Source organism: Uliginosibacterium flavum (assembly GCF_040566545.1).
Lineage (GTDB): Bacteria > Pseudomonadota > Gammaproteobacteria > Burkholderiales > Rhodocyclaceae > Uliginosibacterium > Uliginosibacterium flavum.
Genome location: NZ_JBEWZI010000005.1, coordinates 207553 through 227448, shown reverse-complemented (window position 1 = coordinate 227448; position 19896 = coordinate 207553). Strand labels below are relative to the sequence as shown.

Here is a 19896-nt window from a genome sequence, read left to right as displayed (position 1 = left end):
TAATGTCTCTTCGCCTGTCCACCAAAGGCACATTCCAAGCAGGAAAAACATAAAAGGAAACAGAGTGAAATCACGCATTTTCCTGCAGACCATTACAGCCCTGACTGCATTCGCTTGGGGTGCGATGCTCTACGCCGCCGAACCTGGCTCGCCCCTACGAGCTTACAGTACCGAAACAGCCATGAAGCGTATCGACAGTCGGGAAGTCGATGTGGATACGCAACTGCCGATAACCGGAGCCTTGGCCAAGCCGGGGGCGAAGATCACGTACGTGATGTACCGCTGGCACTACGCGAACCCGCCAAAGAACCTGAGCGTGCAGCTGTGCCAGCTGGGCGGGCGCTGTATTGATGCGAGCAAGTCGCCGGAGCGCATGACGCAGGACTTCGCTGGCGCCACGCCCGCCCAGCCTTTCTACTTTCGCGCGCGGGTGCCGGGGACCGGCGATTTCAAGCCGCTGTTGGGGCATCGCACGGCAACATTGCTTGTAAACTGGTACGACTAGGCGAAAACCATTTAGAGGGCTACCTGAAGAGCCGCCCCCACCGGACCTCTTCAGCGCCCCTGCCGCACAGGCCCATCCGGAGAGGCTCTGCACACGGTGTCTGGAGCTGAATCTGTCTGGACAGCTTCGCGCACCACGCCGTATTGATCCAAGTCAAAAATATGAGGCCGAACGCCAACTGTGTCACAGGTGAATTTTACGCCGCAGCATACTATCGCGCTCATTCAAGAGCACTGCAGCCAAGCAAGCGGTCTCACTTACAGAGAGGATTCAAACATGTTGAAACAAACTGCAATGATCGCGGCGCTGGTTCTGAGCACTGCTGGTGCGCAGGCTGCCACCTATAACGTGGATGCTTTGGCAAATTCCAGCACAGGCGGCACGGCCCTCAGCACCATCACTTTGGCTGCGGGCGAGTCCTTTACGGTATTGGCGGGGATCGCCGATCTGTGGAGCGCGGGCCCCCTGCCGCGTTATTCCAATGCCAACGGCCTGACTGCCAATCTTTTCGCTACCGGCTCTGATGAGTCTGCTGCAAGTGCCGGCACACTGATCGGTCAGAACTGGGGCAGTTACACTCAAGACGGCTTTACGGCAGCCTATGGCCGGTTGGTCGGCAAAATCGGCAGCCAGTATTTTGCGCTGGGCACGAATTCTGGTGGTACTGCGACATCGGCTGGCACGCTGCAATTGTTCTACTGGGACAGCAACGGGGCTGACAATTTTGGCTCGATCGCGGTGAATGTGTCTGCCGTGCCCGAACCCGCCACTTACGCCATGCTGTTGGCCGGTCTGGGCTTGATGGGCCTGATGGTTCGCCGCCGTACCAGCAACACCTGATCTTCACGCAATCGTGGGGATGAAACGCCCATCCCTTGCGGGGTGGGCGTTTTGCTTTTGGGTAATGCAGTCAGTGCGCGGCCAGCGCTGTGTTTGATGCGAACTGCGATTGCATAACCGCAGAAAGCCATCGCGTCCATGGGCTCAGAGCGAGAGTAGATAGAGACAATCTGGCATTGCCATATTTCATGCCTCTGCCTGAAGACCTGCTCCCAATGGACTTCTTCAACCACCCTGCCCGCACAGATCCGCCCGTTACGGCTCTGCGGCGTGCAACACACAGCGGGCTAATCGCCAAAAGTTCCCGCGATATTATTGCAGTTTCTGCAATAACCATTTGCGCACCCATGCGTTTCGGGCTCGTTGGGCTTTGGCTACAGTAGCAGCCAAGTTCTTCTGATACACCGGAATCCCATGCCCAGTCACGCCACCAAGCATTACACCCACACCGCGATTGCCCTGCACTGGCTGATCGCGCTTTGCCTTGGCAGCACGGCCCTGCTGGGTCTGTATATGAGCGATTTGCCATTCTCACCGGCCAAGCTGCAGTACTTCTCCTGGCATAAATGGGCTGGTGTCAGCATCTTTCTACTGGTGGTGCTGCGCCTGATCTGGCGTCTGATCAAGGGCGTGCCGGCCGCGCCCGCTCATCTGCCGCTGTGGCAACAGAGCGCAGCGGAATGGACGCACCGCCTGCTCTACGTGCTGATGTTCGCCATCCCGCTCAGTGGCTGGCTGATGAGTTCAGCCAAAGGCGTTCCCACGGTGTATTTCGGGCTGCTGCCATTGCCGGATCTGCTGGAGCGCAATGTCGAGCTCGGCAAACAGCTCGCCAGCCTGCACGGCGCGCTGAACCTTGGCATGCTCGGCCTGGTGCTGCTGCACGCCGCAGCGGCGATCAAGCATCACCTGATTGATCGTGACGAAGTGCTGGCGCGCATGCTGCCCGTACTGAAAAAACAATCCCGCTAATTCACTGAACGCCCCGGAGAACTCCATGCAAACCCGCCTCCTCCTCGCCAGCCTGGGCCTGATGGCCGCCACCGCAGCACCGTTGGTCTCGGCCGTGGAATACAAGCAAGTGCTCACCGACAAGAGCGCCATCGCCTTCAGCTACAAGCAGATGAACGTGCCCATGGACGGAGCCTTCAAGCGCTTCACGGCTCAGCTCAATTTTGATCCGGCCCAGCCCGCCAAGGCGCAGGCCGCTTTCGACATCGATGTGGCCAGCATCGATGTTGGCTCGGCTGAAGGCAATGAGGAAGTTGCCGGCAAGCTGTGGTTCAACACCAAGGCTCAACCGACGGCGCGCTTCGTTTCCAGCGCGGTCAAGCCATTGGGCAACAACAAGTTTGAAGTCAGCGGCAAACTCACGATCAAGGGCAAGAGCCTGGATGTGAGCGCCCCCGTCAGCTTCAAGCCGGAAGGCGCCAACGGCGTGTTTGAAGGCGCGTTTGCCATCAAGCGTGCCGACTACGCCATCGGCGAAGGCATGTGGGCCGATTTCGGCACCGTTGCCAATGAAGTGCAGATCAAGTTCCGCCTGCTCGCCAGTGCGGGCGCAGCCAGCCCGAAGAAATAAGCCCCAGCACCAAGCCTCCAACCCACAACAGCCTCACCCAAACCAGAGACCACCACCATGAAAAAACTCCTCACCGCGCTCGTCTTCACCGCAGTCTCCGCCAGCAGCTTCGCTGCCGCAGACAGCTTTGCCATCGACCCGACGCACACCGCCGCCCGCTTCGAATATAACCATCTGGGCTTCAGCAATCAGGAGCACCGCTTCGACAAGACCAGCGGCAAGATCACTCTGGATCGCACAGCCAAGACCGCGTCGGTGGACGTGGTGATCGACGCCAAGTCCGTCAATACCGGCTATGAAGTGTTCAACGGCCACATTCAGGGCGAAGACTTCTTCAGCACCGCCGCGCACCCGACGATCAGCTTCAAATCCACCAGCGTTAAGTTCGAAGGCGACAAGCCCGTGTCCGTTGAGGGCAACCTGACGCTCAAAGGCGTGACCAAGCCGGTCACCCTGACGCTGACTCATTTCACCCTGCAGCAACACCCGATGATGAAGAAGGACGCCATTGGCGCCAACGCAGTCGCCAAGATCAAGCGCAGCGATTTCGGCATGGGCAAGCTCGCGCCCTACGTTTCTGACGACGTCAGCCTGAGTTTCAGTGTTGAGGCAATAAAGGAATAAGCACTCTCCTGGACACAGCAAAAAGCCCGGGCCAGCCTCGGGCTTTTTGTTGTCGGTTCGTCACGTACAACACGGTTCGAAGAACCGCTCCTGGCGGACCTTTCCAGCCACCCTGCCCGCACAAGGCCATCCCGCGCGGCTCTGCAGGCATGCCTTGAAGTTCCCGCTACGCGGATCTGTGCGGGCTATCGACGATCAGCTTCCGGAATATCTCCAGAATCCGGGGGTCATGTTTGTAGCCCGCTTCCTTGGCAAGAATCACCATGATTTCATCGTGACTGCGCTGCCGATGGTAGGAACGGGTGACGGCCATGGCGTCGTAACTATCCGTGATGCTGATGATGCGCGAGCTCAAGGGGATCTCGTCGCCGCAAAGCCCGTCCGGATAGCCGCTGCCGTCAAAGTGTTCGTGGTGGTGGCGGATGACTTTCGAGGCTTCCTTGGCACTCGGCGTGTTGATGGCCAGGATGATGCTCTCGCCGATCACTGAATGCTCTTTCATCAAGGCCCACTCGTCCGCATCCAGCGCATCGGCTTTGCCAAGAATTGCATCCTTGACGCCGATTTTGCCGACGTCATGCAGGGACGCCGCGACCCGCAGCACGCTCATTTCCCATGGGCTCAGTTCGCAAAACTGACCCAGCTCCACCGACAGTTCACTGACCCGTTCGGAATGCAGGCGTGTCTGATGATCACGGTGATCCAGGGCAATCGAGATGGCGTGGGTGTACTGATATAAAGACTCGAAAATTTCATCGCTGGAATACAACTCGGTCACCTTTTCAGCACCTTCCCATCAAAGTTTTACGGTCGCGGTCTGATGAACTTGAGCGCGGCGCGGCGCGGCGCGGCGCGGCAGAGAATACGGAGAGGTAAAGATTCGCGGTTTGTGATTTTTTTTGTGGATTTTCACGGCACGCGGCGGCACGAACATCAGAAAATTTCAGGGTGCGGCACCAAGAGGCATGTCCAGCAAGCCTCTTCGGCCACCCTGCCCGCACAAGCCCAGCCCGCGAGGCTATTCAGCTAGCGATCAGGCATCCATTGCATCCGGAGCCCGCCCGCAAATGGCCCTTCGCGGATGATCTGCTCAAGGCTGTCGGGCGAGCGTCTGTGTTTTTGCCTGCCGCCAGACCGCAGCTTGCCGGGTATCGGCGCCATACGGCAACTCAGGCTTTGATGCGCTGCGTTACGCTGCCAGCCGGCCTGGACATGCATCGCCACCCCGCACCTGTCGGCCGAATATCCTGATGAGAGCGGCTCTGCAGATGGGTCAAAGATTTTCAATACCCGTTATTCTGGAAAAGCCATGCCTGACGTGCATCGCCAGAATCCGTAAAGCGCACGTAAACCGGCAGGCGACGGCTCAAGTCCCCGAATATTTTTGCTGTGGAGAAGACGAATGAAGCTAGCACGTAAATCTGCCCTGTGGGCCTCGCTGACATTGCCCTTGCTCGTCGCTGGCTGTGGCGGCGGTGGTGGCGGTGGTGGCGGGGATGCTTCGTCGGCAGGCGTGGGTAGTTCTTCCAGTTCTTCCAGTTCTTCCAGCTCTTCCAGCTCTTCCAGCTCTTCCAGCTCTTCCAGCTCATCAAGTTCGTCGAGCTCGTCGAGTTCATCCTCGGGCGGCACGCCAGCCGATCCCGCCTGCGATGTTCTGTCGAAACGGGTTCGCAGCACGACAATCAGTGTGGCCAACGCTGCAGTGAATGACGAATACACGCCCACGGTTATCGCGCCCAAGTCCGACGGCAGCGCCTTGCTGGCCTGGAAAGACGGCAGCGGCAGCCTGATCAGAATCGCCAGATTGAGCAGTGCTGACACCCTGCAGAGCTATCTGGCGGATGTGGAAGGTCTGGAAGTCCATGACATGCTGGCCGACGCGAATGGTGCGGTGCTGGCCGTGGTCAGTAATGATCCCGACATCTACTCGTCAAAGTACTGCTACGGAGCCGGCAGCACAGACAAGAATGTGTGCGCCAAGATGGATCTGGTGGGCATCGATCCCAACGGCGCCAGCCGCTTCCGCAGCACCCTGACCAAGAAGGGCAATGCCGACAGCGTGGGCGCACAGTTCATCTGGTGGTACGGGCACACGGCGCGGATCGCAACGGATGGCGCACGTTACGGCGTGTATTACCGCAGCGCCATGTCCACCGCGCGGCCGGATGTGGCCGGTGAAGTCGATATCCATGCCGGCGATACGCTGAAGTTTGTCAGCACGGCGGGCGCCATCCAGTCCGGCGGCTGGGATTGGGGCTGCAGCCACAGCTGGTCAGTGCGCCTTGCCTACAACGGCAACTGGGGCGCGGCCTGCCATGGCGACGCCTATCCGAACGCCATGCGCCTGGCGCGGCTGGCTACGAGCACGGCGACGCCGGCCTATCTGAACTGGCTGGCCGACAGCGCCGCCGACAAACGCGCCCTGGGCGGACTGGTTCCCGTGCAGGGGGCCGGATTCTGGATGAACTACATCCAGGCCAACAGCGGCGGCACACTGGTGCTGAAGCTCGCAAAACTGCCCGACAGTGGCGCCGCGCTGAGCAATGACCAAACGATCAGCGCCGCAAGCGGGATCGACGCCAGCTACCCGTTCCGACCCTACATGGCGGCGCTGGGCAGCGACAAATTGCTGCTGGGCTGGAAGTCCGGTGGCAAGCTGCTGATCGCCACGGCAAACGCCAGCACTGGCGCAATCCTTGAAGGCCCCGTCACCACCACAGCCCCGATCAACGTCTTTCAGGACTTCATCCGCACGCCGGATGGCGACGTAATGTGGGCCGACAGCTCCGGGGGCAAGAGCATTACGGTGAATCGCGTAGCGGCCTGCAAGCTGAAATAGGCGCGAGAAAATCTGTCTGCAAACGCTGCCAGGTGCAGCGTGCCAAGGAGAAGCCCGGGCAGTTTGCCGGGCTTTTTTAATTATTCAGAAGAGAAAAGCGGCACTCAGCTACTGCCGCCTGAAAACAAGCATCAGTTCCAAATACGAACAATTCGAGCCAGGCCTCGTTGATTCTCCGCATAATGCGCAGGCCGATTCAACGCCAAAACCACCGTGCCCTTACGCCTGCCGAAAATTGACTGGTCCTTGCTGACCGCCAAGCTGCAACCCTTGCTGCATACTCTGCTGCAACGTCTGCGCCACCCCGGTTGGCGCGAGGTTTTGGTGCTGCTGGCCCTGCCCCCGGCCCTACTGCTGCTGTGGATGCTGGTGTTGATCCCTTTCACGCCGGGCATCTCGGACATTCGCAAGGCGCGTGACGAATCGCCCACCCGCGTGCTCACCGCCGACGGCAAGGAGCTCGCCACCTTCAAACGCGGCAATCGCGACTGGGTTGCGCTGGACGCCATCTCGCCGCGCGTGATCGACGCGCTGATCGCCACCGAAGACAAGCGCTTCTACAACCACCATGGCATCGACTTCTACCGCCTCGGCGGCGCCTTCATCGCCACCCTGCAGGGCGACACGCAAGGTGGTTCGACGATCACCCAGCAACTAGCACGTAATCTTTTTCCAGAGGAAATCGGCCGGCGCCAGAACCTCAACCGCAAGCTCAAGGAAGCGATTACCGCACTGAAGATCGAGGCGCTATACACCAAGCCGCAGATCCTCGAAACCTATCTCAACACGGTGCCCTTTCTCTACAACGCCTACGGCATCGACATGGGCGCGCGCACCTACTTCGACAAGTCCGCGCGCGAACTGGACCTGCTGGAGAGCGCCACCCTGATCGGCATGCTCAAGGGCACCTCTTACTACAATCCGGTGAAGAACCCCGAGCGCGCCCACGAGCGGCGCAACCTCGTCCTCTCGCTCATGGCCCAGCAGGACAAGCTCTCCGCCACGCGCTACGAGGCACTTGCCAAACGTCCCCTCAAGCTCGATTTTGAACGCCAGAGCGTCGAGCTCGGCGAGGCCCCGCACTTCACCGCCCAGCTCAAGCGTTGGCTCATCGACTGGGCTGACCAGAATGACTACGACATCTACACCGATGGCTTGGTCGTCACCACCACCATCGATTCGCGTCTGCAAAAATACGCCACGCGCGCCGTCGAGCAGCGCGGCCGGCAATTGCAAGGCATTGCGAACAATGCCTGGGCCGGGCAATGGCGCGCCGGCAACCGTCTCATCGAAACCCTGATCCGCGAGAGCAAGGTCTATACCGATGCCGTTGAAGCTGGTGAAGCGCCCGAAGCCGTGATGAAGCGCCTGTCGCACGACGCCGCCTTCCTGCGCCAGCTGCGCGAGGACAAAACCCGCGTGCAGGCCGGCTTCCTCGCGATTGATCCGCGCGACGGCACCGTGCGCGCCTGGGTCGGCAGCCGCGATTTCGCCGACGACGCCTGGGACCATGTCCATCAGGCACGCCGGCAGCCCGGCTCCACCTTCAAACCCTTCGTTTATGGCGCGGCCTTTGAGCGTGGCGCCAAGCCGGACGACAGCTTCCTCGATGCGCCGGTCGAAATCCCGCTCGGGGGCAAGGAAGTCTGGCGGCCCGACGATGCCGAGCCGCCCTCCGGCGAGCCGATGACGCTGGCTACCGGACTGGCGCTGTCGCGCAATCGCATTACTGCGCAAGTCATGCAACAGGTCGGCCCTGCCCGCGTGGCGCATCTGGCGCGTGCCATGGGCGTGCGCGAAAGCAAGCTCGATGAAGTGCCCTCACTGGCGCTGGGCACCAGCCCGGTAAGCCTCTACGAAATGGTCTCCGCCTACGCCACCATCGCCGATAAGGGCCGCTACCGCGCGCCACTCATGGTGCTGCGCATCGAGAACCGCAAGGGCGAAGTGCTCGCCGAATTCCAGCCCAACGCGCCGGAGCGCGGCATCTCTGCCAACGCGCTGGATACGCTCGTGGACGGCATGCGCGGCGTCATTTCACGCGGCACCGGCGCCGGCATCCGCGCCTGGGGCGTCAAGGGCGATCTCGCCGGCAAGACCGGCACCACCCAGGGCAACACCGATGGCTGGTTCATCCTCATGCACCCGCAGCTGGTCAGCGGCGCCTGGGTCGGCTTCAACGACGCCCGCATCACCCTGCGCAGTGACTACTGGGGTCAGGGCGCGCATAGCGCACTGCCGATCATTGGCGACTTCTTCGCCCGTGCCCAGGGCGCGCGTCTCATCGACAGCGAGGCGCGTTTTGCCAAAGCCGTAGACGACACCCTGCTCGGCCGCCTGAATAACTGGTACGGCAAGGCCTTCGGCGCAGACGCCCCCGCCACAGAAACGTCTGCCCCGCTGCCTGCCTGGCCGCGTGCTGTCAGTGCCCCTGCCGCAGATGCCTCAGCCCCGGAACTGGAAGCGCCCATCCCCGAAACCTCCGCCCCGGCCGAGCCCGTCGCCACGACGAGCGCTCCGCCGCCGCCCCCCGCCAGCGCCCCATTGCCCGTCGCTGTTGCACCGCCAGCCAGCGCTTCCCCGCCCGCAGTAACGGCCAGCCCGCCTTTGTGAGCCATTGAGCCGTTCGCACTGAGCGCAAGAAGTGCAGCGGATGAAGGCTCTCCTGAGCTTATCGAAGGGTTGAGCCGCCAAGCCACCAGCGCCATACCTGAAGATCCCCTCTGGACAAGGCTTTTGAAGGCGTGTGCTGCAAAATCCGCACTCAGACTGGCTCCTGGCGGCATATGCCTGAAGATGTCCGCCCCATGGGGCTCTTCAGGCGGGCCATCACTCACGAAAAGACAAAGCCTTTTTTTTGCCATTTCCCTCTGCGGACTCTTGTGGCCTTTTTGCTCGCCCAGCCGTTCGCCCACAAGAGTGCTCTCCAGCATCCAAATCCCAGAAAATTCGTGGAATAGGCGTTCTCAATAAAAACAATAACTGGGTTTTTCTTGACAGTGCCTGGCAACTCCCTTACTGATGTATTTATTTAGCCGAGCAAGGCGAACTGCTCGCGCAGCTTCTCCACCGACTCGGGCGCGCCGCGCACCCGGAAGAAAGCACCCGCTTCGTCGGCACGCTCTTCCAGCACTTCACAACAGGCGTAAATGTCCTTGCGGAACTGCTGCGCGGACCAGGGCAGGAACAGCTCGGCCTCGGCCAGATCCCGCTGAAAGTAAGCCATGATCGTCTTGTGCAGGCGGGCTACGTCCGCCGGGTTGCGCGCACTCATCACCACGCAATCCGGGTATTTTTCACGCAGCGCGGCTTCGCACTCGACCTGTGCGGCCTCATCGCCGACGAAGTCGATCTTGTTGAAGATGCGCAGGCGCGGAACCACATCCGCCTCGATTTCCTTCAGCACCGTGTCGGTCACCTCCAACTGGCGCTCGAAGCCCGGGTCGCTGGCGTCGATCACATGCAGCAGCAAGGATGCGTCCAGCGCCTCTTCCAGCGTGGATTTGAACGAGGCCACCAGCCCGTGCGGCAGATTCTTGATGAAGCCCACCGTGTCGCTCACCAAGACGCGCGGCACGCCCTCCGGATACAGGGTGCGCACTGTCGTATCCAGCGTCGCAAAGAGCTTGTTGGCCACCAGCACTTCACTGCCGGTCAGCGCGCGCATCAGCGTGGATTTGCCGGCATTGGTGTAACCCACCAGCGCCACGCTGGCCAGACCTTCGTTTTCCATGCGCCGCGCGCGCTGCGTCTTGCGCTCAGCCTCCATGGCGAGGATTTCCTTCTGCAACTCGGCAACCCGGTCGCGGATCTTGCGCTTGTCCAGCTCGGTGTGCGATTCGCCCGAGCCCCGGCCGCCCACACCGCTGCGTTGCCGGCCTTGCGGGCCGGCCAGCTTGGCCGCCTCGCGCAGGCGCGGTGCCATGTAACCCAGACGCGCGATCTCCACCTGCGCCTTGGCGGCGCGTGAGCGTGCGTTGCGATGGAAGATTTCGAGGATGACCATGGTGCGGTCCATCACCTCGCAGTCCACTTCCACCTCAAGGTTGCGCGCCTGCGAAGGCGAAATCTCATGATCGACCAGCAGCACCTCAATCTCGCCCAGCACCGGCTCGGTACTCAGCGGCGAGCCGTCCATCTCGTCGAAACCGGACTGGCCGCTCACGTAACTGGTGATCTCTTGCCGCTTGCCCACGCCCAGATAGCCCGTGCGGTCAAAGCCGGTACGCTTCTGCACAAAGGTTTCGACCACGGTATAGCCCAGGGTCTTGGCCAGCTCGCGCAACTCCATCAGCGAGGCCTCGAACTCCAGATCGGTCACATTCGGCAGTTGCACCGAGGCCATGATTGCGCGTTTCAACTTCACTTCAACTTCAGGATTCATTCAGGGAGGGCTTCTATAAGTTTTGAGCAAGGACGGATGGTACACGGCTATGCGCCTTGCGCCGATCAACAAGCGTTTCCGTACGCAGCTTAGGAGATACGGCGATCAAGAGCGTGACCCAGACCATCCTGCACAGCCGCGCGGGATAGACCGCTACAGGCAGGATGCTTGAAGAGGCTTATCCGGCAAGACTCTTCAGACAGGGCTGCTGAAGACCCTTGTCAGGCGCTACTCTTCAGGGGGCCCGAAGTGAACGCTCACAACCATGACTTAATGCTCGGGCCCGAAGCACTCCGCATGATCCACACACACCCCGCAGGTGGGTGACTTGCAGATCGGCACGCCGGCGCTCTGGCACAGTTGGCGATAGAAGAATTTCTTCCATTTCATATCGCCGACATTCAGTACCGCCAGACCCGGAAAGCGCAAGCGCAGGATGGCGTTGAGCTCGCGTCGCGAGGGCAAGCCCATGTCCTGCCACAAATGATTGTCGCGCTGAGCAGCCGTGGCAATCGCGGCCGCCAGCCACAGGCTCATCTGATCCAGCGGCGCGGCGTGTTCAACCAGCAGCTCGAACAGTTCGTCGAATTCATCGAATACGGGCGCGGGCGCCGTTCCGTTATCAAGCTCCAGCCCCGCCAGACAAGTAGCGCACAGCATCGAGAAAGAAGCAGGGCCAAGACCACGAATCAGCGGCTGTGCACCGACGCGCTGTGATTCCGCGAGCACGCAGGCGATCACCAGTTTTTCCAGTGGCGGCTGGGCAGCAATCAGACGTGACAGGGACAAGTCGGGTGCGTTCATGGCGAATCCTCCGCCATGGGCGTTGCAAGGAGCGGGCCAGTCGAAAAAAGGACTGAGCACTGAGGACTGAGGACTGAGTAAAGCCGTGCGGCGCGGCCTCGAACAAGCTTCTCTCTCTGCTGTATTCAGTACTGATCCCGACATTTTGTCGGCTTCGTTACAGCCTGTTTCCCTGCAACAAGCCATGTAAATCAAGGCTTTCCGGGCAGGCACAGGCTTTGCGACAGGGGCAGTGACCACTAATGGGGATGTGCCGTGAAAGCCTCCGAAATCACTGCCTTGCAAAACGAACCCGCCTGCTCCCACAACAAGGAGGAGAAGGCCGGCTGCGCACGCCCCAAGCCGGGCGCTACGGCCGGCGGCTGCACTTTCGATGGCGCGCAGATCGCGCTGCTGCCGATTGCCGACGTCGCCCACATCGTGCATGGACCCATCGGTTGCTCCGGCAGCTCCTGGGATAACCGCGGCACGCGTTCTTCCGGTCCCACGCTGTATCGCATCGGCATGACGACCGACCTGACCGAGCAGGATGTGATCATGGGGCGCGGCGAGAAGCGCCTGTTTCATGCCATCAAACAAGCCATCGACGAACATGCGCCGGCCGCCGTGTTCGTTTACACCACCTGCGTCACCGCCGTGATCGGCGACGACACCGCTGCAGTGTGCAAAGCCGCCGAAGCTCGCTGGGGCGTACCCGTGGTGCCGGTCGACTGCGCCGGCTTTTACGGCAGCAAGAATCTGGGCAACCGCATCGCTGGCGAAACCATGCTCAAGCATGTGATCGGCACGCGCGAACCGGAACCCGCACCCTACTTCCCGGGCATGCGCGTGCATGACATCAACCTGATCGGCGAATACAACATTGCCGGTGAGTTCTGGAGTGTGGCCCCGCTCTTCGACGAGTTGGGCTTGCGCATCCTCGGCACGCTATCGGGCGACGCGCGTTATCGCGAAATCCAGACCATGCACCGCGCCGAAGCAAGCATGGTGGTGTGTGCCAAAGCCTTGCTGAACGTGGCGCGCAAGCTCAACGAAAAATGGGGCATTCCCTTTTTCGAAGGCAGCTTCTATGGGGTTGCCGATACCTCGCAAGCCCTGCGCGATTTCGCCAGTCTGCTGCGCGATGGTGATCTGAGTGATCGTACCGAAGCGCTGATTGCACGCGAAGAAGCCTTGATCAAGGCCGCGCTGCAACCCTGGCGCGAACGTCTGAAAGGCAAGCGCGTACTGCTCTACACCGGCGGCGTGAAATCCTGGTCCATCGTCTCGGCCCTGCAGGATCTGGGCATGACCGTAGTGGCGACCGGCACCAAGAAGTCCACGGCGGAAGACAAGGCACGCATTCTCGAATTGATGGGCGAAGAGGCGGTGATGATTGACGAGGGCAGCCCCAAGGCGCTGCTCACGGCCTACAAAGACTTGCGTGCCGACATCCTGATCGCCGGCGGCCGCAATCTCTACACCGCGCTGAAAGCGCGCATTCCCTTCCTCGACATCAATCAGGAACGCGAGTTCGGCTACGCCGGCTATAGCGGCATGTTGGAGCTGGCCAGGCAACTCGCGCTGTCCATGGAAAGCCCTGTGTGGGAAGCCGTCAGGCGGCCGGCGCCCTGGGCGAAATCCAAAGCGGCCGGGACGCCGGTGGCCGACTCAGCCCTCTCCCTCAATCCCTCTCCCCCGAGTGGAGAGGAAAGCATCGAGCGCCCTGCGGGCGTGGGAGTGACTCATGACTGAAATCATCAAACGCAGCAAGGCGCTGTCGGTCAATCCACTCAAGGCCAGTTCCACGCTGGGCGCGTCGCTGGCCTTCCTTGGCCTGCGTCGGGCGATTCCGATGATGCATGGTTCGCAGGGCTGCACAGCTTTCGGCAAGGTCTTCTTCGTGCGCCATTTCCGCGAACCGATTCCGCTGCAGACCACGGCCATGGATCACGTCGCCACGGTCATGAGTGCCGACGAAAACGTGATCGAAGGTCTGCGCACCCTGTGCGAGAAGAGCAACCCGGACGTCATCGGCCTGCCGACCACCGGCCTGTCGGAAACCCAGGGCAGCGACGTGCTGCGGCTGGTGCGCGACTTCCGCACGCAATGCCCGCAGTTTGATCACATCGCCATCGTACCGGTGAGCACACCGGACTTCACGGGCAGCCTCGAAACCGGATTCGCCCAGGCGCTGGAAGCGATCATCGATGTGCTGGTGCCGGTATCGAGTTGTGTCGGACGGCGCCGTCGGCAAGTCAATGTGCTGGCCTCGGCCGCGCTGACGCCGGGCGATGCAGAAGTCATCCGTGAGTGGATCGAAGCTTTCGGCCTGCGCGCCGTGATGCTGCCGGATATCGGCGATTCGCTCGATGGTCATCTGATCGAAGCCGAACACACCCCGCTGACTCTGGGTGGCACGCCGCGCGACGAAATCGCTTCGATGGGTGAATCGATTGGCACGCTGGTCATTGGTGCCTCGCTGAGCCGGGCGGCCGATGCTTTGCGCACGCGCACCGGCGTGCCGGATTACCGTTTCGATCACCTGATGGGTCTGGACGCCTGTGATTTGTTCACCGAAACCTTGGCCGAACTGGCCGGCGTGGCGGTGCCCGCAAAGATCGAACGTCAGCGCGCCCAGTTGCAGGACGCGATGGTGGATTCGCATTTCATGACCGGCTTCCTGCGCGTCGCTATCGCCGCAGAGCCGGATCTGCTCGCCGGGATGAGCGTGCTGCTTACAGGTTGCGGGGCCGAAGTCGTTGCAGCTGCCTCGCCGATCAGTGCCGAGGTGCTGAAGCGTCTGCCCATCGCTCAAGTTCACATCGGTGATCTGCAGGATTTGGAGTTGGCCGCGAAGAGCCAGTTCGCGCAACTGCTGATCGGCAGTTCGCATGCTGTGCAAAGCGCACAACGCCTGGAGATTCCGCTGCTGCGCGCGGGCTTTCCGCTGTATGACCGGCTCGGCGATTTCGCCCGGCCCTGGGTGGGCTATCGCGCTGCGCGCCAAGCCCTGTTCGATATCGCCAATCTCGTCCTGGAGCATCACCATGACACACCAGCCTACCGTTCCGTCTTCTGGTCTGGCGGCCCCCGTGAGCGCGAAGTCTCCTCCCTCGCTGCGCAAGCTCACGCTGGCCTGGTCCGCCACTGACCCGAAGCCGGGCACGCCGCGCGGATCTTTGCTGGTCGCGTTTGCCAGCCGTGATCGCGCGCACGTCGATCAGCATTTCGGTGCCGCAGAGGGCTTCGTCCTCTACGCGATCGACGCTGAGCGTGCCCGGCTGGCGGGCGTGCTGGAGTTCGCGGCCGAGGCCATGGACGGCAACGAGAACAAGCTCGCCGACAAGATTTCAGCACTTTCCGGTTGCGCTGCGATGTATTGCCTGGCCGTCGGCGGCTCGGCGGTGCGCCAGCTGCTTGCCGCTGGCATCCAGCCGATGAAGCTGGACGAAGCCGAAGCCATCGAGCCGATCCTGCAGGCCATCAGCGCCGGCGTGCGCGAGGGCGGCGTAGCCTGGATCGACAAGGTTTTGCGCAAGGACGAGGATGCCGGCCGCTTCGAACGCATGGCTGAGGAAGGATGGACTGAATGATCGAACGCCAGGCCAAAATCATCGCCATTCACGCCGACAGCATTCAGCTTGCCGTGCAGCCAGAAGCCGCCTGCTCGGCCTGCGGTGCACGCAAGGCCTGTCAGGGCGATTCCGCTGCAAACGTTTTCAGCTTGCCGCTACAGCCGGGCCTGAGCGTGGGCGAACACGTCGCGCTGCAAATGGAATCGAGCACCATCACCCGCTCTGCCCTGCTCGCCTATCTGCTGCCCGCGATCAGCCTGATCCTCGGCGCCCAGATCGGCCAGAGCCTGGGCCACACCGACGGCAGCGCCATGATCGGCTCTGCGCTTGGCCTGGCTACCGGCCTGCTCGCAGCGCGCCTGCTGGCGGGCATCTTCAGTGATGCCGAGCTGCAGCCCAGTATCCACGCCTGTCTTCAGACACCTTCTTTCAAAACCGGGAGCACCGCACCATGAACACCACCACCGCCGATCCGCTGTTCGACACCGATTTCATGAAGGAAATGCTGCGCCAGGTGCGCGCGCTGGATAGTTACGGCATACATGACGGCAAGAACGCCGAAACACTGCTCGCCCCTTTCATTTTGAACAAAGAAGCCCGCGCCGCCATTCCGATCATTGGCGATCCCGATCCGGTCACCCTGTCGCGTGTGCGCGCTTTCTACAACGCGCTGGCGGTGCTGATCGAAAAGGAATGCGGGCAGATGGCCGTACCGCTGGTGCATCTGTCGAATGAAGGCTTCGGCCGTGTGCTGATCACGGTTGGCAAGCTGGTGGTGCTGGATCGTCCGCTGCGCGATGCGCATCGTTTCGGCTTCGAGAGTTTCTCGAAGATGAAGACCGAGGCCGACAAGCAGCTTGGCGTGGCCATCGAAATCGTCGGCCGCTACGCCGAAGTCGCCGGCCTCTGAGGAGCACGATCATGGACGACGCAAGCCTGCGCGAACTGGACAAGGACGTGAAACGCCTGAAGCGGATCGCCTCCGAATGGGCCGGCCAACTTCACGATCTGGTCGAAGACCGCCTGCCCGCCGCCTATGCCGAAATCCACGAAATCTCGAACCATACCTACGAAGCCTGCAAGGCCTGGGCCGACGCCAACGCGCGTCTGATCCAGGCCCAGCGGGACGCAGCACCCACTGAGACACCCTGAATTAGCAACACCCACTTTCAATACACCACCTATATCTGGAGCTTGATCATGGACAACATTACCTGCATCACCCGAGACGGCACCGTCTGGACCCCCGAATTCGTCACGGAACTGAACGCCAAAACCTGCATCAGTTGCGGCCGTTGCTACAAGGTGTGCACCCGCGACGTCCTTGAACTGATCGACCGCAGTGAATCAGACCTGCCGGAAGATGACGACGAAGACGACAGCGAAAGCATGGCCTCCGTCATGTCACTGGCCAACCCCGGCGACTGTACGGGCTGCGGCGCCTGTTCGCGCGTCTGTCCGAAGAACTGCTTCACCAATTCGCCTTTGCCGTTGGCGGCCTGAGCCTGATTTTTGCAGGAGCGGCTTTCGGCCGCTCCCGCGAAAATCTACACACCTCATGCAAATTCAGTTCAGCCAAGGCGCAACAGCCACTCTGACGTCGTTCCCGCGAAGGCGGGAATCCAGTGGCTTTGCGAACGTCGCTGGATTCCCGCCTTCGCGGGAATGACGGGATTTCTATTTCGAAAGCCTGACTGAACTACTTCACGCACCTCATGCCCGACATCAGCAACAGCCCCAACGCTCCGCGCCTGATCCTCTGCCACAAGCAGATGAGCAGCGCGCGTCTGCGTTTCCTGAGTTTCACCCACGGCTTGCTCGCCTTCGATCCACTACCCAGCGCCAGCCGGATCAGCATCGGCCTGCCGCACACCCGCATACAGGCACACCCTGCAGCCTGGGCGCGTTACACCACAGATCGACTTGGCATGGACGCAAGTGATCTGCGCGTGGAAACCGATTTCCACGCCGAAGCCAGCCTGCGCTTTGGCGGCGTGCACATCCCCATCCTGCTCGCCTGTTTTACGAGCATTGATCCGCCCTTCGAGATGGCAAAGCAGCACGGCGCACGCTTCATCGCCATCACCGAAGCACAGGGCGCGACGACGCAAGAGCTGGCACTGCTACGCCTGGCTTACGAACACCTGATCGGCTGAACACACGCATCCAGCAATCCTCTCCAGCATGGCAGGCTGCAGACCCAATACAGAAGCGGCTCTTCAAGCACGCTCCGCACCAGAGAATTCCTGCGCCCATCAATGAAAACGGCCGTTTGCCGCAATCGCGAGCAAACGGCCGAGGCCTCAAACAGCGAGAAGCTTACTGGTAGTACTTCTCGTACAGCGGCGCCGTACCCGTCACGCCTTCCAGCAGATGCACGCGGTAGTCGTACTTGGCCTTGCGCGTGACATCGCCGTTGAAGATGTAATCCGTACTGGTCGCCACGCCCACCACAACGCCGTTCTTCGGCGCCTTGCTCAGATCGAGGCAGGACTCGCCACTCTGGACCGGCGTGCTGTACACCGCCGTGCCATCGGCAGCACGGTAAGCCAGCTGGAAGCGCATGTTGTTACCCAGCGGCTGGAAGTTGACGCGCACCTTGTTGCCCGTAACCTTCAGCGGAATCTGGTTGGCACCCGTCCAGCCCGGCAGGGTGTCGGTCGCCGGAATCAGCGTCGTGCCGCTCTGCACCGTCGCTGCGTAGAAGCTCAGCTTGTGGCTGGTCTGCTTGTTCATGCCACCGGCCGAACTCTCCGAGACAATGGTGCGGCCCCAGTTGTCATTGACCGGCACCTTCAGTCCGGCAGTCCAGTCGCCAAAATCAAGCATGGCCTGGCGGGCACGGTAGTCGGCGATCAGGCTGCGCGTCTGGGCGTCGCCCAAGCCGTCAGCCAGCGAGGCGAGGATGTTGTTCTTCGTGCCTTTCTTCCAGATCCAGGCGTTGGAACCCTTGGACAGGTAGAGCGCGATGAAGTGGGAGAAGACCGAGTTGTACTGATTGCCGCCAAGGTACTCACGCCAGGTGCCGATTTGCAGGCCTGCAGTCGTCTCCATGTGCACGCCCTCGGCATTCGGGCCACCGAAAGTGCCGTCCTGCAGCCAGCCGCTGTAGTTCTCGATCGGCATATGCGGCGCCAGGAAAGGTGCGCCATCAAGGAAGCCCACGCCACGCTTGCCGGTGCGGTTGCCTTCCATGGTCATTTGCAGCCAGGTATTGGAGCCCTCGTTGAACCAGGCTGCCTTGCCGCCCATGCTCGCCATGATGGCGTGAATGTACTCATGAGTGACGCCACCGAACTGACTCGTATTGGTTACCGGGTAGTAGGACAGCAGCACCATCGGGTAGCCATTGATGCCACTCTGCCAGCCGCCCATTTCGGTGTTGCTGGCACTGTCCGTACACAGGCCGGAACCGAAGAGATAGACGTTGCTGAAGTAGCCCTGCTGCTGCAGCTTGTCGACCGGCCAGCCCATGACGTTGTGGATGTAATCGGCATCCTTGTTCATGTTGGCGAGCAGCGCATCGATATGCGCATCGGTAATCGCAGGGTTGCGGTTCTTGCCCCAGATGAAGGCGAAACGACCGGAGGTTTTGTAGCCGGCCACCAGACTCGCGTTACAACCCAGATACAGCTTGAAATTGGCCGGATTCACCGTGGCGTTGGTCGTATCAGTCTTGATGTCGTAGTTCAGGTTCGGCGTGTAAGCCGGCGCGGAATAAGGTGTGCACTGGGCAACTGCACCGCCACTGGAACTGGAAGACGAACTGGACGACGACGACGAACTGGACGAGGAACTGCTGCTAGACGAAGAACTGGACGAAGAAGAACTCGACGAGGAGGAGGAGGAGGAGCTCGAAGAACTCGAGCTGCTGGATGAGCTACTCGAAGAACTTGAACTGCTCGAAGAGCTGGAGCTGCTGGAGGAGCTCGAAGATGAGCTGGAACCTGCGGCATTGATCGCAACGGAGCACTCATTCACGCCACCGCCGACACGGCCGCCGAAGGTGGCCTCGTTACACATGAACTGACCGTTCAAGGATTTATACAGAAACATGCCGGCGCGACCGAAGGCCACTTTGCTCACGACAGGCACGGAGCAGGCTTTGCCTTCTTTACAGATCGTTTTGTAACCAGACGGACGGTTTGCCGCCGCCGCCGAGGTGCTCAGCAATGCCGCAGTCAGCCCGACAAACAGGGTTTTAAGAATCATCGAATTCTCCAGAAATATCAAATCCATCAGCATGCAGGGGGCTCGTTTCTGCTGCCCCAAAGAAATGCCATCCATTTAAGCCGACGCATTTTGTAACGCACTCGAACTTATGGTTAAGCGACTTCCGCTGAAGTGCAGAATCCGCCGCCGAATGGGCATGGCATGCAAAATCGGATCACATGCGCGCCCCCGTCCGGTCTGCTTGATTAGCGAGCCAGTGCTGCCTGTGCATAGTGTTTCCATGCGCGGTACGGGCATTTGCGAAGCTGGCAGCCAGATGCAGCCTATATGAGCGAAGCCTGATCCGACATGTTGGCGTGGATGACATGCGTCGAATCAGGTCTGCAGCTCATCCAAACTACGCAAATCATTCAACTTGGACCTTGAATGGTCGAAGACAACCCGATCCGGTCGGTCGGGAATTTAGGGCGGCCATTCATAACCAAGGGGACGACAAGCTGCTCTTCGGCCATCAGCTCGCGCCGCCAGAAAACACAAAGTCCCCTGAACTTCATCTTTCTTTACCTTGTGGAGAAATTTCTGCAACGC

At 60.9% G+C, this 19896-nt stretch carries 19 protein-coding genes; 15 read left to right on the top strand and 4 right to left on the bottom strand.

The genetic code is table 11. From position 1 onward, the window contains the following. Nucleotides 1-64 precede the first annotated feature (64 nt). The 5 genes from ABXR19_RS06825 (at nt 65) to ABXR19_RS06805 (ending at nt 3551) form a co-directional block, all read left to right on the top strand. The gene (locus ABXR19_RS06825; protein WP_354600359.1) at nt 65-505 is read left to right on the top strand and encodes a flagellar protein FlhE; all 441 of its coding nucleotides are present in this window, start codon (nt 65-67) and stop codon (nt 503-505) included. 276 nt (nt 506-781) lie between these two features. Then, entirely contained in the window at nt 782-1345 is a 564-nt protein-coding gene (locus ABXR19_RS06820) for a PEPxxWA-CTERM sorting domain-containing protein (RefSeq protein WP_354600358.1), read from the top strand. A gap of 363 nt (nt 1346-1708) precedes the next feature. After that, nucleotides 1709-2317, top strand: coding sequence for a cytochrome b (locus tag ABXR19_RS06815; RefSeq protein ID WP_354600357.1), 609 nt, complete (start codon nt 1709-1711; stop codon nt 2315-2317). A 25-nt stretch (nt 2318-2342) separates the two neighbouring features. Continuing rightward, complete coding sequence (locus tag ABXR19_RS06810) at nt 2343-2927, top strand: YceI family protein (protein WP_354600356.1); 585 nt, start codon at nt 2343-2345, stop codon at nt 2925-2927. A gap of 57 nt (nt 2928-2984) precedes the next feature. Beyond that, complete coding sequence (locus tag ABXR19_RS06805; RefSeq protein WP_354600355.1) at nt 2985-3551, top strand: YceI family protein; 567 nt, start codon at nt 2985-2987, stop codon at nt 3549-3551. Nucleotides 3552-3717: 166 nt separating this feature from the next. On the opposite strand, the gene ABXR19_RS06800 is transcribed toward ABXR19_RS06805, so the two are convergent. Continuing rightward, nucleotides 3718-4329: an HD-GYP domain-containing protein gene (locus ABXR19_RS06800; protein WP_354600354.1), complete on the bottom strand. Its 612-nt coding sequence runs from the start codon at nt 4327-4329 to the stop codon at nt 3718-3720. Between the two features lie 624 nt (nt 4330-4953). On the opposite strand from ABXR19_RS06800, the gene ABXR19_RS06795 reads away from it, so the two are divergent. Together ABXR19_RS06795 and ABXR19_RS06790 are read left to right on the top strand one after the other, a co-directional pair. Then, nucleotides 4954-6390: a hypothetical protein gene (locus ABXR19_RS06795; protein ID WP_354600353.1), complete on the top strand. Its 1437-nt coding sequence runs from the start codon at nt 4954-4956 to the stop codon at nt 6388-6390. A 213-nt stretch (nt 6391-6603) separates the two neighbouring features. Beyond that, nucleotides 6604-9003 (top strand): penicillin-binding protein 1A, encoded by a 2400-nt coding sequence (locus ABXR19_RS06790; protein WP_354600352.1) that lies wholly within the window; start codon nt 6604-6606, stop codon nt 9001-9003. A gap of 418 nt (nt 9004-9421) precedes the next feature. On the opposite strand, the gene hflX is transcribed toward ABXR19_RS06790, so the two are convergent. Next, nucleotides 9422-10774, bottom strand: a complete 1353-nt coding sequence (gene hflX, locus ABXR19_RS06785; RefSeq protein ID WP_354600351.1) for a GTPase HflX — start codon at nt 10772-10774, stop codon at nt 9422-9424. 270 nt (nt 10775-11044) lie between these two features. Next, on the bottom strand, nt 11045-11578 hold the full coding sequence (locus tag ABXR19_RS06780) for a nitrogen fixation protein NifQ (protein ID WP_354600350.1): 534 nt from the start codon (nt 11576-11578) through the stop codon (nt 11045-11047). Between the two features lie 255 nt (nt 11579-11833). Between ABXR19_RS06780 and nifE the strand changes: the two genes are divergently transcribed. The 8 genes from nifE to ABXR19_RS06740 all read left to right on the top strand — a co-directional run bounded on the left by nifE (nt 11834) and on the right by ABXR19_RS06740 (nt 17291). Beyond that, nucleotides 11834-13312 (top strand): nitrogenase iron-molybdenum cofactor biosynthesis protein NifE, encoded by a 1479-nt coding sequence (gene nifE, locus ABXR19_RS06775; protein WP_354600349.1) that lies wholly within the window; start codon nt 11834-11836, stop codon nt 13310-13312. Then, nucleotides 13305-14711, top strand: coding sequence for a nitrogenase iron-molybdenum cofactor biosynthesis protein NifN (gene nifN / locus ABXR19_RS06770; protein WP_354600348.1), 1407 nt, complete (start codon nt 13305-13307; stop codon nt 14709-14711). The genes nifE and nifN overlap by 8 nt, the downstream gene beginning before the upstream one ends. Then, on the top strand, nt 14653-15153 hold the full coding sequence (locus ABXR19_RS06765; RefSeq protein ID WP_354600347.1) for a NifB/NifX family molybdenum-iron cluster-binding protein: 501 nt from the start codon (nt 14653-14655) through the stop codon (nt 15151-15153). Before nifN ends, ABXR19_RS06765 begins: the two co-directional genes overlap by 59 nt. Beyond that, the gene (locus ABXR19_RS06760; protein WP_354600346.1) at nt 15150-15590 is read left to right on the top strand and encodes a SoxR reducing system RseC family protein; all 441 of its coding nucleotides are present in this window, start codon (nt 15150-15152) and stop codon (nt 15588-15590) included. Before ABXR19_RS06765 ends, ABXR19_RS06760 begins: the two co-directional genes overlap by 4 nt. Further along, a complete protein-coding gene (locus ABXR19_RS06755; protein ID WP_354600345.1) occupies nt 15587-16045 on the top strand; it encodes a NifX-associated nitrogen fixation protein in 459 nt (152 codons plus the stop codon). Before ABXR19_RS06760 ends, ABXR19_RS06755 begins: the two co-directional genes overlap by 4 nt. An 11-nt stretch (nt 16046-16056) precedes the next feature. Further along, entirely contained in the window at nt 16057-16287 is a 231-nt protein-coding gene (locus ABXR19_RS06750; protein WP_354600344.1) for a CCE_0567 family metalloprotein, read from the top strand. A gap of 48 nt (nt 16288-16335) precedes the next feature. Next, complete coding sequence (gene fdxB, locus ABXR19_RS06745) at nt 16336-16638, top strand: ferredoxin III, nif-specific (RefSeq protein ID WP_354600343.1); 303 nt, start codon at nt 16336-16338, stop codon at nt 16636-16638. 212 nt (nt 16639-16850) lie between these two features. Continuing rightward, nucleotides 16851-17291 (top strand): hypothetical protein, encoded by a 441-nt coding sequence (locus tag ABXR19_RS06740; RefSeq protein ID WP_354600342.1) that lies wholly within the window; start codon nt 16851-16853, stop codon nt 17289-17291. Nucleotides 17292-17454: 163 nt separating this feature from the next. Here the strand turns inward: ABXR19_RS06740 and ABXR19_RS06735 are convergent, their stop codons facing one another. Continuing rightward, nucleotides 17455-19380, bottom strand: a complete 1926-nt coding sequence (locus tag ABXR19_RS06735) for a hypothetical protein (protein ID WP_354600341.1) — start codon at nt 19378-19380, stop codon at nt 17455-17457. Nucleotides 19381-19896 lie beyond the last annotated feature (516 nt).

Bases quoted from the DNA above. Each gene is read 5' to 3' on its own strand.
- ABXR19_RS06795 (WP_354600353.1), top strand. From the start codon at position 4,954: ATGAAGCTAGCACGTAAATCTGCCCTGTGGGCCTCGCTGACATTGCCC.
- ABXR19_RS06755 (WP_354600345.1), top strand. From the start codon at position 15,587: ATGAACACCACCACCGCCGATCCGCTGTTCGACACCGATTTCATGAAG.
- ABXR19_RS06740 (WP_354600342.1), top strand. From the start codon at position 16,851: ATGCCCGACATCAGCAACAGCCCCAACGCTCCGCGCCTGATCCTCTGC.
- ABXR19_RS06750 (WP_354600344.1), top strand. From the start codon at position 16,057: ATGGACGACGCAAGCCTGCGCGAACTGGACAAGGACGTGAAACGCCTG.
- ABXR19_RS06805 (WP_354600355.1), top strand. From the start codon at position 2,985: ATGAAAAAACTCCTCACCGCGCTCGTCTTCACCGCAGTCTCCGCCAGC.
- fdxB (WP_354600343.1), top strand. From the start codon at position 16,336: ATGGACAACATTACCTGCATCACCCGAGACGGCACCGTCTGGACCCCC.
- ABXR19_RS06760 (WP_354600346.1), top strand. From the start codon at position 15,150: ATGATCGAACGCCAGGCCAAAATCATCGCCATTCACGCCGACAGCATT.
- hflX (WP_354600351.1), bottom strand. From the start codon at position 10,774: ATGAATCCTGAAGTTGAAGTGAAGTTGAAACGCGCAATCATGGCCTCG.
- ABXR19_RS06810 (WP_354600356.1), top strand. From the start codon at position 2,343: ATGCAAACCCGCCTCCTCCTCGCCAGCCTGGGCCTGATGGCCGCCACC.
- ABXR19_RS06820 (WP_354600358.1), top strand. From the start codon at position 782: ATGTTGAAACAAACTGCAATGATCGCGGCGCTGGTTCTGAGCACTGCT.
- nifN (WP_354600348.1), top strand. From the start codon at position 13,305: ATGACTGAAATCATCAAACGCAGCAAGGCGCTGTCGGTCAATCCACTC.
- ABXR19_RS06780 (WP_354600350.1), bottom strand. From the start codon at position 11,578: ATGAACGCACCCGACTTGTCCCTGTCACGTCTGATTGCTGCCCAGCCG.
- ABXR19_RS06735 (WP_354600341.1), bottom strand. From the start codon at position 19,380: ATGCTGATGGATTTGATATTTCTGGAGAATTCGATGATTCTTAAAACC.